The organism is Rahnella victoriana (assembly GCF_004330295.1).
Lineage (GTDB): Bacteria > Pseudomonadota > Gammaproteobacteria > Enterobacterales > Enterobacteriaceae > Rahnella > Rahnella victoriana.
The window spans coordinates 1-14,916 of the sequence record NZ_SJOJ01000044.1 but is presented as its reverse complement, the minus strand read 5'-3'; the positions used below and the strand labels follow the sequence as shown (position 1 = coordinate 14,916).

The following is a 14,916-nucleotide window of genomic DNA, read 5'->3' as shown; positions in this document are numbered from 1 at the left end:
GGTTATTTTCTTGTAAGATTTTGATTATTTCAAGATAGCTTTTGTCCGGTATCATTTTTTAATTCCATTAAAATTTAGTTATTTGAGAAATTATAACTATTTAAATAGCTAAAACAACCCAATCTTTCCCGCGGTCGTCGTTATATCTGTCGGTCATCATCTGGTTTTTATGGCCCAATAATTTCTGTGTGTCGATGCCCTGGGCACGATATAACCGTTCCGATAATGAGCGTTGTTCATGAAAAGATGGCGGCGTTCCCTCTGTCCATTTTAAGCCGCTGCGATCCCTGACATGTGAAAACGAAGCGGTGATGGAAGCGCTGGAAACTTGACCGCCTCTTTTTGCTTTCCCTGTCGTATGGTGGATGTGCAAAATGTAGGGGCTGACTATCATGTCGCGGCACCGGGTTATTACATCCCGAAGCGAGGTATCCAGTTCATCGCAACGTAACGAAAGGGGGATCGCCAGCTTCATACCGGTTTTCTCCTGTTCAATGTGCAAATGGTCGTCCCATATGTCGGAAAACTTCATGCGCGATATGTCCCCCAGACGCTGGCCGGTTACCACAGCCAGAAGCATGGAATTCTGGACGTAGTTTTGCGCACTCTCAGCGGCTTTGAAAATTACGCGCCATTCTTCAATATCAAAGCGTTCACGCTGCACTTTATTTATTGGTTTTCTGGTGGCTTGTGCAGGGTTGTAACCTGGTTCAACTTCGCCAGCGTGCTGCGCTTCTTTATAGACATCGACCAGTACCATGCGCACAACCTGAGCCATACGTCGCTGGCCGCGTTCTTTGTATTGTTCGATTATTGCCGCAATATCTTTTGCCCCAATAGACTGCAATTCCCTTGCACCACATTCCCGCCGGAACGCTTCAACCGGGGCTGATTTTTGCTTGTAGATGTTCAGTTTAATTTCGCCGCTCTTAAGCCGCTCTTCCTGAATTTTTATGTATTTATCCAGCCAGGTGCTGACCGTGATCAACATTCCCAGTTTCGTGCTGATTTTTTCCCGAATTGTGAACATGTGCTTCATTTTCTGTTCGGCCAGCCGTGTATTGGCATCGATCGCTATTTGCCGTGCTTCCTCCTCACTATCGCCTAGGCCGTGAAACTTTCCGGTGACCGGGTGCTTATAACGCCAGTAAACCTTTTTGGTTCTGGCGTCGGTATAGCAGGAGTGAATAGACCCGGGTTTCGTAGACACTTTTTTACCTCATAATGGAGGCCTAATGAAGGAGTGTTTATGTCAGTCAAAACGTTCACTGAAGAATTCAAAATTGAAGCCGTAAAACAGATCACTGAGCAGGTGTACCCTGTATCTGAGGTCTCCTCTCGACTTGGTGTATCCACTAATAGTCTTTACGCCTGGGTTAAGCGCTACCAGAAGCCCGAGCCGCAGCGTAAGCAGGACGATGCACTTCAGCATGAAGTAAAGCGCCTCAGGCAAGAACTTAAGCGAGTAACTGAAGAGCGGGATATCTTAAAAAAGGCCGCAGCGTACTTTGCAAGAACGTCAGGCTGAAGTACGCCTTCATTAAACAAATGTCCTCCTTTTATGCTGTACGCCGGTTGTGTCTGGTTCTTGGCCTCCATTACAGCGGTTATTACCAGTGGCTAAAGCGACCTCAATCTTTGCGTACCAGGCAAGATGAGCGCCAAACAGGTCTTATTAAGCAGCTGTGGCTTGAAAGTGGTACGGTTTATGGTTATCGAAAAATCTGGCTCGATATGAAAGATCTGGGTGAATGCGTCGGACGTAACAGGATCGCGCGCCTGATGAGGCTCGCTGAACTAGCATCTCAGACTGGATACCGAAAACGACGCTATTACGGTGGCGGAAAGCCTTCTTTTGCCAGTCCAAATTACCTTGAACGCCAGTTCGTTGTCCCAACCCCAAATACGCATTGGGTGAGTGACATGACTTATATAAGGACGCATGAGGGTTGGCTGTATCTGGCTGTTGTTCTTGATCTCTTCTCACGCAGGGTTATCGGCTGGAGCATGGGCGGACGAATGACCGCTGAGTTAGTAATGGATGCATTATTGATGGCGGTATGGCGACGTAAACCAACGGCAGAAGTATTAATCCATTCAGATCAGGGCTCTCAATATACGAGCGAAAGATGTCAGCATTTTATGACAGCTCACAATTTAAAAAGCAGCATGAGTCGTCGGGGTAATTGCCATGACAACGCAGTGGCAGAAAGCTTTTTCCAGTTGCTAAAACGGGAACGCATAAAGAAACGGATCTATAAAAATAGGGAAGAAGCGAAGGCGGATATCTTCGATTATGTCGAGATGTTTTATAATGCTAAACGCCGCCACAGTGCCTGTGAGGATCAAGCCCCTGCAGTTTATGAAAGTGCCTGGTTCATGAGGCACGGAACAGTCTAGGAAACTAGGGTCTATTCACACTGGCATTTATAGCCGCCATTTCCATTTTCTAAAATCACAACAGTCATTAACGGACCGCCAGATTTAACCCTTACAACATGGCCAGGTTTAAACATATTTTCCATAGATACTCCTTGTTTCAACGGAAGATCAGTTTAGGTAAAGGGATGCAAATAAGATTTGTCTTATATAGTAAACTTTTTTAACGCGGTATCCAAATTTTTTATAATACTCCGCCAAGGTATTCGGTGGATGAATAAAACCCCATTTCATACTGCGTTGCCGGTGATGGTAGGGCGAAGGAAGGGCATCATCAGGTTTGACCTTGTCGTTGCTCCTGAAATCACTTGGCCGTTGCTTCCGACAGAGCAGAGCGGCTCGTAAACCTTCTTGCTTTCAAAATCCGACCTCTAAGATTTTTCTCTCACCCAGCACTTCACAATCCAGAATCCTCATGATTGTACTTTGTACATGAACAGTTCTTATGATTGTTTAAATTCATATTGCCTTCATAAAAATTTATATTTAGAAGTGTCACGCCAAAAGCTCCTGGCAAAATGGTTTAGCAAACTTGGCCAGTATCTAGTGCTATCAATTGTGAATTTTTCACACATAAGATCTGCACCTTTTGGTGTGGATGTTTTATAATCTCCACGAGTTATCTGCCATGATGGACTCGCCCTTCAGCAGGCGTTGAGCATTCAACAGGGATGTATGTAATATGCTTGGGCCTTTTCAATCCAATAGGAAAGAAAAATAAAAAATGATGAAAAGTTAAAATTGTTGATATTAATACTGATTGTTTGTGTGGGTAGCGTTGTTGGTTGGAACTATTGGAATAATAATCACGTTGGGGTCGTTGATTCGCTGGGTTATCTCAAGCTAAACATGAGCGAAGTTGATGTCACCTTGACTTATGGACGCAAACCAGATTGTGAGCAAACGCAGGGTGATACGAAAATGATGGGTTTTCGCAGCGTCGGACTCACATGTGATGATTGGGCTTATCTTGACAAAGGGATAAATAACAAATACCAAGTTAATAGAATATGTTCTTTTGGAGCTCGGCAATTTTCACCAAAAAATATGCATAATATATATGATGAAAGCGACGTAGTTGACAAGTTAGGGAGTCCGACTTCGGTGAGTATTAGTGAGGATGGGACTTCTAAAATAGATAATTTTGAAAATAACAATATTGCAGTTGGAATTCAAGGTTCGAGCATTCGGTTTTGGTGTGTATCAAATGCCTTACCTATTGCTTATGAAAAGGAGCATAAGTAATTCCTTAATAACTCCAAGTCAAGCCTTTGGCACCTTTCTGCCTCACGCGGGCTGGATAAGAATATTGCAGGGCGGTGATTTTGCCAGATTACAGGCACAAAAAACCCGGCTCGGTGGCCGGGTTATGCTTGAATATCTACGATGAACAACTTATTAATGAGGCCTTTTTTAACTGTAGCCTTGGCTGTCACCGTTACGCATGAGCCTCCGGCCCCACCGCTTACCATATAAGAGCTAAGGGCTGCCAAGTAAGGATTTTGCGACGTTGAGGCTGAGGGATCAGTTATTTGAGCCATCACACGGCGGCCTGATTCATCGCCATCAATAAGCACCTTTGCTGACATGCGATGCGCATCAAATTCTGTAACAAATACACGATATTCACGTAGACCAAGGACCTCGTCATCGTCCAGTTGATCAATGATTTCTTTGTCGGCCTCAGTGATAGTCGCAGCTCGGTTTCCCGCCCCAGTGCTTACACTGATTTTGTCACAGGTATTACCAATTGGGGATACAGCCTGACGAACTGAAGGGCGCAGTTCTCCCGCCATCTTATCGATCACTGATATCAATCCGTCGATGGTAGGTCTGTCCTTATTTCCGAGGGCTTCAATAGCCTTCTCAAGAGCTTCTTTTAAGGCCTTCATTTCCTCTTTCTTCTGTGCGTTTCGAGCAAATATATAAGGTATTAATGCACCGAGTATAGCCCCGGCAGATCCTGAGAACAATTGAGACTGTGATATGAAATTCAGCGCAGCATCAAGAGTAAAGCAGTTTGCCCGAGCCTCTTTTGCATATACTTTTACTTCCTGATATGAAACATTTTTTGAGTACTTTTGTGTGAGTGCGAATGTGCCGGCTGTTGCTAAAATCTTAGAAAAACCCTTTAAAGATTCGCCAAGGCATGTCAATTCGATTTGATGATTTTCAGCGTCTTTGCCGTCGTAGCGCAGGGAAACGTTCACATCTTGAATTCTAACGGACTCCATCCGTAGACCCTCGGTAATTTATAATTGGAAAATTATTACCAATCATCATAGATCGGAAAGCTACCAACACAAATACTGTGGATAAATCAGGGAGTAAGTTAGAGCCGAATTATATCAAGGGTGAAACCAGTCATCCGCGCTTTCCCACGTATTCTGCAACATCACATCGATCACTTCTTTGTCACGAGGCGTACCGCCCATCACCGACATCCCATCATTGCCAGCTCGGCGAACGCTGAACGTAGCGCCCGGGTAATTTCTTTCCAGCCTTTGCTCAAACTCAACTTTGAAAGCCTCGACCGCGCCGACGGGCAGTTGCTTGGTTTTATCGATCAGCAATTCTACGTGCATAAAACCCCCTCATTCGATTCCCAGCCATTCGTTCGCATCATCGAACATCTCTTCCACTATTCCGGACAGAATCGCTTTCTGTGCTTTGCTGGCGTCCGTGTTGATACTGCTTAGCGTCACCATTGGCTTAACCTTCACGTCAGCATCAGGGAAGGTGCCATGTACGCGCTTGGTAAGTTCAGCCAAGACCAGCGAATTGGCGTTCGGCACGCCGGCCATATTTCTTTTGTCGTAAATGAGCTCAACAAACATAAATCACCTAGCAGAAATTTAACTGGATATACATACAGTATGTATTTGTTTGGGCAAAATAAAACCCTTCTGCAAAACAAAATTTATTCTTAGTAAATTCATGCAGTTACAAACACTAATTTTTGCAGTCAAACACATTCATGACGAATGGTATTTTCTATGTTAATCAAGGCATTAAATCATTTGGCTCGCTCTGCTGCTGCGTCATATGGAATGGTTCGAAGCCGCAGACCTGATCGTGAAAGGCATGGAAGGCGCAATCGCGGCTAAAACCGTGACTTACGATTTCGAACGTCTGATGGAAGGCGCCAAGCTGCGTAAATGTAGCGAGTTTGCCGACGACATGATCGCAAATATGTAATTGCGGGATAGTTGAAAGATCAGCGGAGGCTTAATGCCTCCGTTTTTTATGCGTAAAATTCAGCTGAGGCGGTTTTGCGCGGGGGGTTCTTCAACGTTTTTCGCAATACCTTCGTAGCCCACCAGAAAAAAGGCTCTGGAGGGATGTCTGGCACTGGCGGAGAAGAACTCGGCCACCAGATCTTTATCCAGACAGTAGTTGCGTGACAACACCCCGGCTTCAAAAGCCGCGTTATTATCATCTCCGGTCAGTTGAGCTTGCTGATGTGCATAGCCCAAAACAAAGCCGCGCAAATACTCTTTGCAGTAACCTGACACCTGCGATGCAGGCCATGCGCTTTCGGCAGACAGACCCGCTTTTAGCCCTTTCCCAAAATGGTTTTGCATTCCACATTCCTCATCAATCAAGCGCTGTATAATAAATCATATAGCGATTATTCAGGCAATGACCTGCCGCAAAAGAAAGCGCTTTTTGAGGGCATAAACAGACGAAGAGGGGCAAACCCGATGGGGTGGAATTTGACTTAATGCTAAAAATATCAGGAATTTGATTTAAGGTAACACCGCAGCAAGCACCTATTTTTACTGCGGATTCAGTCAGATAATAGTTTATTTTTTCGGCCTTATTGTGCATCCCCGGCTGCGGTGTTACATATGAGCGACTTTTTGCCACAGGAATGACTTTTTGTTGCGCTCACTCCTCTCCCACTCTCTGTTCCGTATTGATCTGCGACGCCTGATTCTGATTTTAGCTGTGATGAGTGCCTTCGTGACGTTGGCCAACAGCTTTTATGCCAGTTATCGTGTTCAGCGCCAGTTACTGATCGACAATACGCTTGAAGAGAATCGCGTGTACGCGACGAAACTGGCGGCTAGTACGGAACAGTTTCTGAAAAGTATGCAAAAGCAGCTTGCCTACAGCAGTGTGATCGCGGCGAGCCATTTCGACGATCCTGATGTTCTTCAGTCGGAAACCGCACGGCTCAAATACCAGACGGACAGTTTTAATTCTGTCGTGCTGACCAATGCGCAAGGCAAAATTCTGGCGACGTCCCCTGACAGCCTGCAACTGGTTGGCCATATTCTGAAAACGCCCGGCGCGCTCGAAGCGCTGAAAGAACGCCGGCCGCTGATCAGCAAGCCGTATATCTCGGTCGCTCAGAATCTGGTGATCGTGATTTCCACGCCGATTTTCACCCCAGACGGCAAATATTTAGGCTATATCGCCGGTACTATCTATCTGCGTCAGAAAAGCATTCTCAATGAATTACTGGGTGAACATTATTACCGCGACGGCTCGTATATTGCGGTGCTGGATAACGAGCGCCGTATTCTCTATCACCCGGATGCGTTTCGTATCGGCGAAGTCGTCAAGCCGCGTCCGGTGACGGAAGTGGTCAAACAGCACACCAATGGCAGCCTGATGGTCACCAATCTGGCAGGGGAGGCGATGCTGGCCGGTTATGCCGTGGTGCCGTCCTCCGGCTGGGAAATAATCACCCAGCGACCGACCGGGGCGACGCTGAAACCGCTGGAAGGGCTGATGGTCAAGGTGCTGAAACACCTGACTCCGCTGGCGCTGCTGACGTTACTCTGCGTCTGGCTGTTCTCGCGAATGATTGCGCATCCGCTCTGGCTGCTGGCGCGAAGTGCCAATGAAATGGATAAGCCGGATATCTCCACCAATATCCGCGAAATCCCGTCGTGGTATTTTGAATCGACCCAGCTTAAACGCGCCCTGCTGATCGGCATTAATCTGCTGCAAAAGAAAATCGGCAAGCTCAAATTTGAAACGCAAACGGATCCGATGACCGGTCTGTTTAACCGGCGCGGACTGGCGATGACGCTGGAATCTGTGGTTCAGCTGCGCCAGCAATTTTCTGTTATTGCGCTGGATATCGATCACTTTAAGTCGATCAATGATTCGTACGGACATGATATCGGTGATGAAGTGATTAAATCGCTGGCAGAACAAATCCGCCATAATGCCCGTGAAAGTGACATTCTCTGCCGTGTCGGCGGGGAAGAGTTTCTGGTCTTACTGCCGGGGACGGCATCAGGAGAAGCACAAGCGATTGCCGAACGGTTGCGACTGAATGTGGAAACATTGGTGTTGTCAGGGATCCGCCCGATCACGATTTCATTAGGTGTGGCGCACTGGGATCTGCAACAGGGTGAACCTGAAACCGCGCTGAAAAAAGCCGATGAAGCGCTGTACAAAGCCAAGCAGGATGGCCGCAACCGCGTCGTGGCCGCGCAGCAATAATGAGTCACTCAGTCCATCAGGGCATCTTACTGCCCTGATGGCGGTTATTTGGCGGCGGCCTGCTGTTTTTTGGCCTGCGCTGCCAGATGATGTCCGATAGCACATCCGGCGACAGCGCCGAGTACCGCATGATGTTTCAGATGACCGACCACCCCTCCTGCGACCGCGCCTTTAAGACAGCCTTCCGCCTGCGCAAATGCGCTTATGAACAGCATGCTGAACAGGGCGGTACCCAACATCGTTTTTTTCAACTTCACTCTCCTAAAATGAACATGTCGTGCTGTGGCTGAAAATGTCATAACCCGCCACGCTTTGTCATTTTGCGATCTGTAAGCAGGTACTGCGGTTGTTACCTGTCTGAGGCGTGAACCCGCATGCGGCAAGTGACAAGAGAAAAAGAGGACAGTTACAACTGCTGAAGCGGTTAACGACTCATTGAACAAGGGTTTACTTTGCGCGCAGGCGGGGAAGTAATGCACTTTTTTAAGTCTGCTAAACTTAATGTCAGTAACCGGCGGAGAACTTCTTTCTCCGCTGTCTCCGGTTATTTTCCACCCGTGAAGAAGGATGCCGCTATGACGCATCAAGAACAATTGCAGGCCCTGATGGTTCGCATTGACGCGCTGGAACAACGTGAAAGACAACTGACGTATGCCTCAAATGCCTATCAGGCGATTTTGACGACGTTGCTCGGGATACTCGATAAGCCCACCCGGGATCGGGTGATCAGCATGGTCGATCAGGCTCATGATGTGGCCTATGCCAGGGCGAATCTGGAGCAGAAAGGAAATATTCTGGGTGCCGACGACATTACCCAGCGCATTTTTTTATTTGCACAGGGGCGGGCAGCGCAATCTAAGTGACGTCAGAAAGAAAATGAAAGGACGACTTGTTGCCCGAAAAGGCGACGAGGTTTTGTCGCGCCGCGCGCTCAGGAACGGCGGTCTGTTTTTAGCATATTGATGGCCGCGCCCAGCAGGATACGTCGCTGAACACCGGTAGCACAGGCCAGTTGTTGATCGAGATAACCAATCAGCGCATCGGCACTCAGAGGTTCCCCTCTGTGGCGCATCTGAATAACACCGTCTCCGATAATACGCGCCACTTCATCCCAAAGCGGTTGGATCTCACTTTCCGAGAATTTCATATTCGCTCCCGTTTCGTGTGATTTACGTACAATCTACCATCTGAGCAGCGCGTGGCAAGTGTTGGCGGAGATCGCGAAAGGGCAGGGAAAGCGCGGGGAGGATTTTCCTTCCGGCGGGTGTCACCGGAAGGAAAAACGGATTGCTGTTAGTGCTTAATTACATACAAGTCTTTGGTATAAATGTAATTGAGCAGGCTGTCGTTGAAGCCGCCGACATAAGGTTTAACCAGACGTGAACTGACATAGTGATACAGCGGGATCACCGGCGACTGCTCGGTTAATACTTCTTCTGCCCGCTGATAGGCTTTGCCCACATCCGCTTTGTCTGTGGCTTTCAGCGCATCATTAAGCGCCTGGTCATAAGCTGCATTGCTGAATTTAGGCGTGTTCTCACTGTTGCCTGTACGCAAGGTATTCAGGAACGTGGAGGGTTCGTTGTAGTCAGCAATCCAGGCATAACGCACCACTTCATATGTCCCCTGATGCATGGTGTCCAGCATGGTTTTCCATTCCTGATTTTGCAGAACAGCGTCTACACCCAGATTCTTTTTCCACATCGACGCGGCGGCAATCGCAATGCGCTGATGTGCTTCCGAGGTGTTATACAACAGGTTGAATTTCAGCGGATGGTTGGGGCCAAAACCGGCTTCGGTGAGCAGTTTTTTCGCTTCTTCGTTGCGCTGTTCCTGCGTCAGGCTGGCTTCTTTAGGTTTGGCGAAGGTAAAACCACCGGTGTTATCCGGCGAGAGATGCCAGGCTGGCGTTTGTCCCTGACCCATCACTTTATCGGCGATGATCGATTTATCAATCGCCAGATTCAGCGCCTTACGCACGCGGACATCGTTAAACGGCGGCTTCTGGGTGTTCATCGCATAGTAATACACCGCCAGATATGGGCTGACATGAACCTGCGAACCCAGTTCTTTTTTCAGCGAGGCAAATAGCGGCGTGGGGATGGTATTGGTAATGTCGATTTCCCCGGCTTTGTAGCGGTTAACGTCGGCCGTGCCGGAGGCTATCGGTAAATAGGTCACTTTATTGATGACGGTATGGGCGTTATCCCAATAATTCGGGTTGCGGACCGCCGTAATGCGTTCGTTAACCGTCCAGGTGTCAAGTTTGAAAGGACCGCTGCTGATCAGGTTGCCCGGTTGTGTCCACTTGTCGCCGTATTTTTCAACATCCGCCTGACTGACAGGGGAAAGCGAGGGATGCGCCAGCATACCGAGGAAATAGGAAAGCGGCTGATCGAGGGTAATTTCCAGCGTCTGTTTATCCAGCGCTTTGATGCCCAACTGGTCCGCCGGCTTTTTGCCATCAATGATTTCAGCCGCATTCAGCATATGCATACTGCCCAGGTAGCTTTCATAAGGTGATGCCGTTTTAGGATCGACTAAACGGCGCCAGCTGAACACCACATCCTGCGCGGTAATAGGGGAACCATCGGACCAGATGATGCCGGGACGCAAATGGAAAACCCAGGTTTTATTGTCTTTGGTTTCCCAGCTGGCTGCGAGTGATGGCTGGGCATTTCCCTGATTGTCGATGGAGATCAGGCCTGCGAACAGATCGCTGAGGATATTGAATTCCACATCACTTTCAACTTTATGCGGGTCAAGTGAGGCGGGTTCACTGCCATTGTTACGAACAATTTCCTGTTTGGCTGCCAGTTCAACGCCTGCGGGAACGGTCGCGGCGTGTGTGGCGAAAGAAGTCATGAACGTCGCGGAGAGAAGGAGTGCCAGTGGTAGTTTTTTGAAGCACCCATAAGTTTTACGTATCGTCATTGCCATTTCCTGCCCTGTCAATATGGTTAAATATCAATGAGTAACAGGGTATTCATACCTTTGTTCGGACAGTTTAGCAATCTTTATAAGGCTTTTAGATCCACTCTGTGAAAGGTGGCACACAGGATTAAAAATCGGCATTCTCATGCGCCGGGATCCAGTAGCCATCGATAAAATCTTCAATAGGGTAACAGCCAGCCTGGCGTAAGCCTTGCTGATGCATCGCGACCGTGCATTGTTTCTGAGTATTAAAGGCATCCACGACTAAATCTTCACATCCGCCGCCCAGATAACAAATAGTCAAAACAAGTGCGAACATAGCGCGTCTCCTCCTTTGTCATCAGATTAAGCATAGATCCAATGCAGCATTAACAACATGTGAGGCTGTGCGTTTGCTGTTTATTTGTCCGCTCTGACGGGGGTGAAAAAGCCTGCGAAGGCAGAAAAGAGAATTTCAATAAAGGGCGTGATATCCTCGCGACCATAATTTTTATGAATGACCGTAATGAAAGGAGTAACGCATGTCCGAGTCTTTAAACAGAGAACAGGAAATCGAATCCGATCTGGTGGCGTGCCAGCTGGTGATCAAACAAATTCTGGATGTGATTGAAATTATTGCGCCTGCTGAAGTGCGCGAAAAGATGTCTCATCAGCTGAAAAGTATTGATTTCAGCAAGCATCCTGCCGGAGCCGATCCGGTGACCAAGCGTGCTATCGAGAAAGCCATTTCGCTGATCGAGTTGAAATTCACTAAGCACGACAGCTGATAAACAGTGTCATGCCTGCATCAGCGGGCATGACAATGAAAGCCTGCAATAAAAATGAGCTTTATTTGTTGTCGACGACTTCACCGACCTGCTTGAAAATCGGACAGTTTGAGACACCAATGACGCCGCTGTCAGAATGGATATACTGCGAACTGACGATCCCTCTGGCGGTTAAGTACTGACATTTCAGACCCAGTCCTGCCGCATTCTCGCTGCTGCCGACGGTCACGCCGTAACCCGAAAAAAGAAAAATCGCATAAATCACCGCCAGCACAATAATGGTCTTAACGATACCCATTCTGAAACTCCCTTAATGGCTCTCCTGAACAATTCAGGATATTGATAAGTCTAGTAGAAGTTATTTTTCCGGGAATGTCATTCCGTTTGATTCTGATTTGAGTACTGTCAGGATTGTGGCCATAAAAAATTGGCTCCTGAAAAGGAGCCAATGAGTTTTGAGACACGTTACTCAGGTCAGTACATTACCAGCGGTATTTCATACCCAGGTTTGCTGCCCAAGGCTGGTCAACATCGCTGCCGCCAAGGTAGTTCGCACCCGCATAAACGGTGAAGTTTTTGCTCATGTCGAACTGACCACCTAAACCAACGCGAACGGCTGAACCATCAACGCCGTTGTCGATACGGTCACCATTGATGTCTGCATCGTTGTTAGCATCTTCATACACATACGCCAGAGTGGCATACGGGCTGATAGCCTGATCGGCACCCAGGTCGAAGGTATAACCGACGTTGCCACCCAGCTCATAACGCATGCTGTCATAAGCCTGATCGGTGACACGCATGTTGTTGCTCATGGTGTAATCATCATCACCGATGAACACGCCAGTGACGCTTGCATATGGTGTCAGGTAAGCTTGCGGTGCGAATTTCCAGTCATAACCGACTTTCAGACCAAAGCCCCAGGCATCCGTCGTGCTGTCACCTGATACTTGCTGACCGTTGCTCATGGTGCTGTCAGTAGAGTTGCTGAAGTGGCTGTAGCTCAGGGAGGAATCGAAGAATGCGCCGTTGTTGAAGTCCAGGCTTGAGTAAACGCGTGCTGACTGGCTGTCAGTATCGGCATCTGCATCATCCATAGACAGGCTGGATTTCGCGAAGCTTGCAGCCATACCAACCAGCCACTGACGTTCGCCGCCACCTTCGGTGACTTTATCCAGACCGACCATGATGCCGTTGACGTCCTGATCGTAATCAATCACGCCATTGTCACCGTTTTGCTGACCGCCGAAGTAGTTAACCCACACACCGCCTTTATCATTACCCTGGGTGTGACGGGAACTGTTCATGCGGTTTTCTAAGGTGTCTTGCTCCATATGCCAGGTAGCAGCATTTGAAGAAGGCAGGCTCAGTGCTGCATTTGCGGTTGAAGTAATGCCTTGTTTTGCCAGCACAACGGTATCGCCAGCCTGTTCTGCCTGATATTTGTAAGCACCCAGATCAGCGGTGTTAGCGTGAGTAAAGGTCGCGTTACCGCCATAGATGCGGATCAGCTCTTTATTCTGATAATCAGCAACCTGACCTTCGCCGGTTGCGTTATCGATACGCACCTGATAGTTACCGTTAGCCACGCCATTTACGGCCAGATGACCGTCGGAGTTAATACCGATGGTTCCCTGATCATAAGCGTAATCAGCGGCAGTTTTGTCACGGGCATTGTTCATATCAGCGTTAAGGACATACTCACGGCTGCCGATATCAAACGTACCGTTATCAGTCAGTACCATGTTATGCGTATCAACCTGGCCCAGACCTAAGTTCAGTTCAGAACCGTTGCCCACAGTGATGGTGTTGGCGTAGAGGGCGGCAGTTTCTTCGGTCAAAGAAGCCTGGCTGCCTGAGTTCAGGTTCAGTTCATCCGTGTAAACGCCACCGTGTGCAGCGATTTTCAGGGTTGAGGCATTGGTCAGGGAAATGTGGTCTGCCAGCAGGTCAGATTCAGCAACGTTTACCTGAGAATGGTTGTTCACGGTCAGATCGTCAATGTTAGACGCTTTGGTGGTATCCCACTCAGAACCGTTGTTCAGCGCCACATCGAACAGGCCACTTTGATAAACCTGATCACCGGTCAGATAACCGTTTGTGCTGCTGAAGACAGAGCCCGGCCAGATGCTGTTGGTGCTGCGATTATAGAGTGATGAATCCATCTGAACATTTGAGATGGCTGCGCCAACCCATTTGCTGCCGTTGTCGAGCGTCAGGTTCAGCTCGTCAGTGTCATCCCAGCCATTGGTATCCAGAGTGCCATCAGCGTTGCTGTCATGACCGCCAACGTAGTAGTTTTCATCGAAAGTACTTTCGAAGTAAACATCACCGGTAAGGGTTGAGTTATTGAATACTGCATTGGTTTTCATTGCGTTATCCGCAGTGGCACTTGCCACAACGGATAATGCGACGTCGTCAGCCTGAGTACCGGCTGCGCTGATATTGCCGTAATCGCTTGGCTTGTCGGACTGGCCATAGAAACCGGTGGTCTGCAATTCTGTATAAGAACCAGAAGTCAGCACGGAATCATTAACCGTCAGGGTATTATCAAATGTGTTGCTGTTATTAACGTCGGTATCTTCCCACTCGTAACCTTGCGACAGCGCAATGCCTGCCACGTGAGAATTATTTTTGATAACGATGTCACTTTCCTGATCCAACGTCACCGCCACACCCAGACCATATGTATCCAGCGTTTCGTGGTCACGGACTTTATTGGCATCAGTCACGTCATAATCGAAATGTTCGTAGGTGTCATTGATGGTGGAATTATCAATGGTCAGTTGCAGACGGGACTGGTCGTAATCATTACGCGCATCGCCGCAGTCAGTGGTCATGCACTCTGAAGTGATCATGCCATTGACGGTCGTGTTGGTGATATTCAGCGTATTGCTGGTGTTGTTATCAAAACCCAGATAGTAAGTGGAGATAACGCCGTTCACTACTGAGTCATTGATGGAGGAGTAAATATCTCCACCGGCATAACCGTTATCGGTGCCGTCGTTATCGGCGTAGCCACGGTAGCCAATGTGACCCGCTAAAGTTGAATCGTGGTAGAAAGTGTCATAAACGGTACCCGAGATATCCGCTGACATCGCCGCAGGTGCCGCGGCCGCAACAGCGCAGGCCAGCGCTATTTTAGACAAGAAGAACTTTTTATTCCATGCATGCATTTATTAATCCCTCAACAAAAAATAGTCAGCATGAACCAGCTGAAAATTATTTCAGCCACTATGCTTTCATTTATATAACAGAAGAGACAGATGAACTGTTCGACGGCGGGATGATATTTTAATGCATAGTGTAATTC

Annotated in this window: 18 protein-coding genes and 1 pseudogene; 6 read left to right on the top strand and 13 right to left on the bottom strand. The window is 48.0% G+C overall.

Translation table 11 applies throughout. From position 1 onward, the window contains the following. Positions 1 to 100: 100 nt before the first annotated feature. A complete protein-coding gene (locus EYY67_RS23695; protein ID WP_131694527.1) occupies positions 101 to 1,210 on the bottom strand; it encodes a phage integrase Arm DNA-binding domain-containing protein in 1,110 nt (369 codons plus the stop codon). A gap of 39 nt (positions 1,211 to 1,249) precedes the next feature. Between EYY67_RS23695 and EYY67_RS23690 the strand changes: the two genes are divergently transcribed. Continuing rightward, a protein-coding gene (locus tag EYY67_RS23690) for an IS3 family transposase (RefSeq protein WP_131694526.1) occupies positions 1,250 to 2,400 on the top strand; the annotation gives its coding sequence in 2 pieces (ribosomal slippage) (positions 1,250 to 1,484 and positions 1,484 to 2,400; 1,152 coding nt in all). A gap of 11 nt (positions 2,401 to 2,411) precedes the next feature. Here EYY67_RS23690 and EYY67_RS23685 read toward each other — a convergent pair. Further along, positions 2,412 to 2,525, bottom strand: a complete 114-nt coding sequence (locus EYY67_RS23685) for a DUF2158 domain-containing protein (RefSeq protein WP_131694525.1) — start codon at positions 2,523 to 2,525, stop codon at positions 2,412 to 2,414. Positions 2,526 to 3,207: 682 nt separating this feature from the next. Here EYY67_RS23685 and EYY67_RS23680 point away from each other — a divergent pair. Continuing rightward, the gene (locus tag EYY67_RS23680) at positions 3,208 to 3,684 is read left to right on the top strand and encodes a hypothetical protein (RefSeq protein WP_131694524.1); all 477 of its coding nucleotides are present in this window, start codon (positions 3,208 to 3,210) and stop codon (positions 3,682 to 3,684) included. A 122-nt stretch (positions 3,685 to 3,806) separates the two neighbouring features. Here the strand turns inward: EYY67_RS23680 and EYY67_RS23675 are convergent, their stop codons facing one another. The 3 genes from EYY67_RS23675 to EYY67_RS23665 form a co-directional block, all read right to left on the bottom strand. Next, positions 3,807 to 4,673, bottom strand: a complete 867-nt coding sequence (locus tag EYY67_RS23675) for a DUF7946 domain-containing protein (protein ID WP_131694523.1) — start codon at positions 4,671 to 4,673, stop codon at positions 3,807 to 3,809. Positions 4,674 to 4,787: 114 nt separating this feature from the next. Further along, positions 4,788 to 5,024 carry a DinI-like family protein gene (locus tag EYY67_RS23670; RefSeq protein WP_131694522.1) on the bottom strand — a complete coding sequence of 79 codons (237 nt, stop codon included), beginning with the start codon at positions 5,022 to 5,024 and terminating at the stop codon, positions 4,788 to 4,790. Between the two features lie 9 nt (positions 5,025 to 5,033). Then, positions 5,034 to 5,276 carry a DinI-like family protein gene (locus EYY67_RS23665; protein ID WP_095921873.1) on the bottom strand — a complete coding sequence of 81 codons (243 nt, stop codon included), beginning with the start codon at positions 5,274 to 5,276 and terminating at the stop codon, positions 5,034 to 5,036. 196 nt (positions 5,277 to 5,472) lie between these two features. Here EYY67_RS23665 and EYY67_RS23660 point away from each other — a divergent pair. Beyond that, a pseudogene (locus EYY67_RS23660) lies at positions 5,473 to 5,637 on the top strand (NADP-dependent isocitrate dehydrogenase); the annotation flags it as partial. Between the two features lie 59 nt (positions 5,638 to 5,696). On the opposite strand, the gene EYY67_RS23655 reads toward EYY67_RS23660, so the two are convergent. Next, a complete protein-coding gene (locus tag EYY67_RS23655) occupies positions 5,697 to 6,023 on the bottom strand; it encodes a DUF2623 family protein (RefSeq protein ID WP_131694520.1) in 327 nt (108 codons plus the stop codon). A 13-nt stretch (positions 6,024 to 6,036) separates the two neighbouring features. After that, positions 6,037 to 6,309: a hypothetical protein gene (locus EYY67_RS23650; RefSeq protein WP_131694519.1), complete on the bottom strand. Its 273-nt coding sequence runs from the start codon at positions 6,307 to 6,309 to the stop codon at positions 6,037 to 6,039. An 84-nt stretch (positions 6,310 to 6,393) separates the two neighbouring features. Between EYY67_RS23650 and EYY67_RS23645 the strand changes: the two genes are divergently transcribed. Then, on the top strand, positions 6,394 to 7,902 hold the full coding sequence (locus EYY67_RS23645; protein WP_165497998.1) for a sensor domain-containing diguanylate cyclase: 1,509 nt from the start codon (positions 6,394 to 6,396) through the stop codon (positions 7,900 to 7,902). Between the two features lie 44 nt (positions 7,903 to 7,946). On the opposite strand, the gene EYY67_RS23640 is transcribed toward EYY67_RS23645, so the two are convergent. Further along, positions 7,947 to 8,153: a hypothetical protein gene (locus tag EYY67_RS23640; RefSeq protein WP_408637212.1), complete on the bottom strand. Its 207-nt coding sequence runs from the start codon at positions 8,151 to 8,153 to the stop codon at positions 7,947 to 7,949. Positions 8,154 to 8,477: 324 nt separating this feature from the next. Here EYY67_RS23640 and EYY67_RS23635 point away from each other — a divergent pair, with 324 nt between their 5' ends. Continuing rightward, positions 8,478 to 8,765, top strand: a complete 288-nt coding sequence (locus EYY67_RS23635; RefSeq protein WP_013576208.1) for a hypothetical protein — start codon at positions 8,478 to 8,480, stop codon at positions 8,763 to 8,765. Between the two features lie 68 nt (positions 8,766 to 8,833). Here EYY67_RS23635 and EYY67_RS23630 read toward each other — a convergent pair whose 3' ends face one another. The 3 genes from EYY67_RS23630 to EYY67_RS23620 all read right to left on the bottom strand — a co-directional run bounded on the left by EYY67_RS23630 (position 8,834) and on the right by EYY67_RS23620 (position 11,155). Next, entirely contained in the window at positions 8,834 to 9,049 is a 216-nt protein-coding gene (locus EYY67_RS23630) for a hypothetical protein (RefSeq protein WP_095921374.1), read from the bottom strand. 146 nt (positions 9,050 to 9,195) lie between these two features. After that, the gene (locus tag EYY67_RS23625) at positions 9,196 to 10,836 is read right to left on the bottom strand and encodes an ABC transporter substrate-binding protein (RefSeq protein WP_095921375.1); all 1,641 of its coding nucleotides are present in this window, start codon (positions 10,834 to 10,836) and stop codon (positions 9,196 to 9,198) included. A 127-nt stretch (positions 10,837 to 10,963) separates the two neighbouring features. Continuing rightward, positions 10,964 to 11,155, bottom strand: coding sequence for a YdfD/YebW family protein (locus tag EYY67_RS23620; protein ID WP_095921376.1), 192 nt, complete (start codon positions 11,153 to 11,155; stop codon positions 10,964 to 10,966). Between the two features lie 202 nt (positions 11,156 to 11,357). On the opposite strand from EYY67_RS23620, the gene EYY67_RS23615 reads away from it, so the two are divergent. Then, entirely contained in the window at positions 11,358 to 11,603 is a 246-nt protein-coding gene (locus EYY67_RS23615; RefSeq protein ID WP_015697897.1) for a DUF2766 family protein, read from the top strand. Positions 11,604 to 11,664: 61 nt separating this feature from the next. Here EYY67_RS23615 and EYY67_RS23610 read toward each other — a convergent pair whose 3' ends face one another. Further along, positions 11,665 to 11,901 carry a YobH family protein gene (locus EYY67_RS23610; RefSeq protein WP_131694517.1) on the bottom strand — a complete coding sequence of 79 codons (237 nt, stop codon included), beginning with the start codon at positions 11,899 to 11,901 and terminating at the stop codon, positions 11,665 to 11,667. A 184-nt stretch (positions 11,902 to 12,085) separates the two neighbouring features. Beyond that, complete coding sequence (locus tag EYY67_RS23605) at positions 12,086 to 14,779, bottom strand: autotransporter outer membrane beta-barrel domain-containing protein (RefSeq protein WP_131694516.1); 2,694 nt, start codon at positions 14,777 to 14,779, stop codon at positions 12,086 to 12,088. Positions 14,780 to 14,916: the final 137 nt, after the last annotated feature.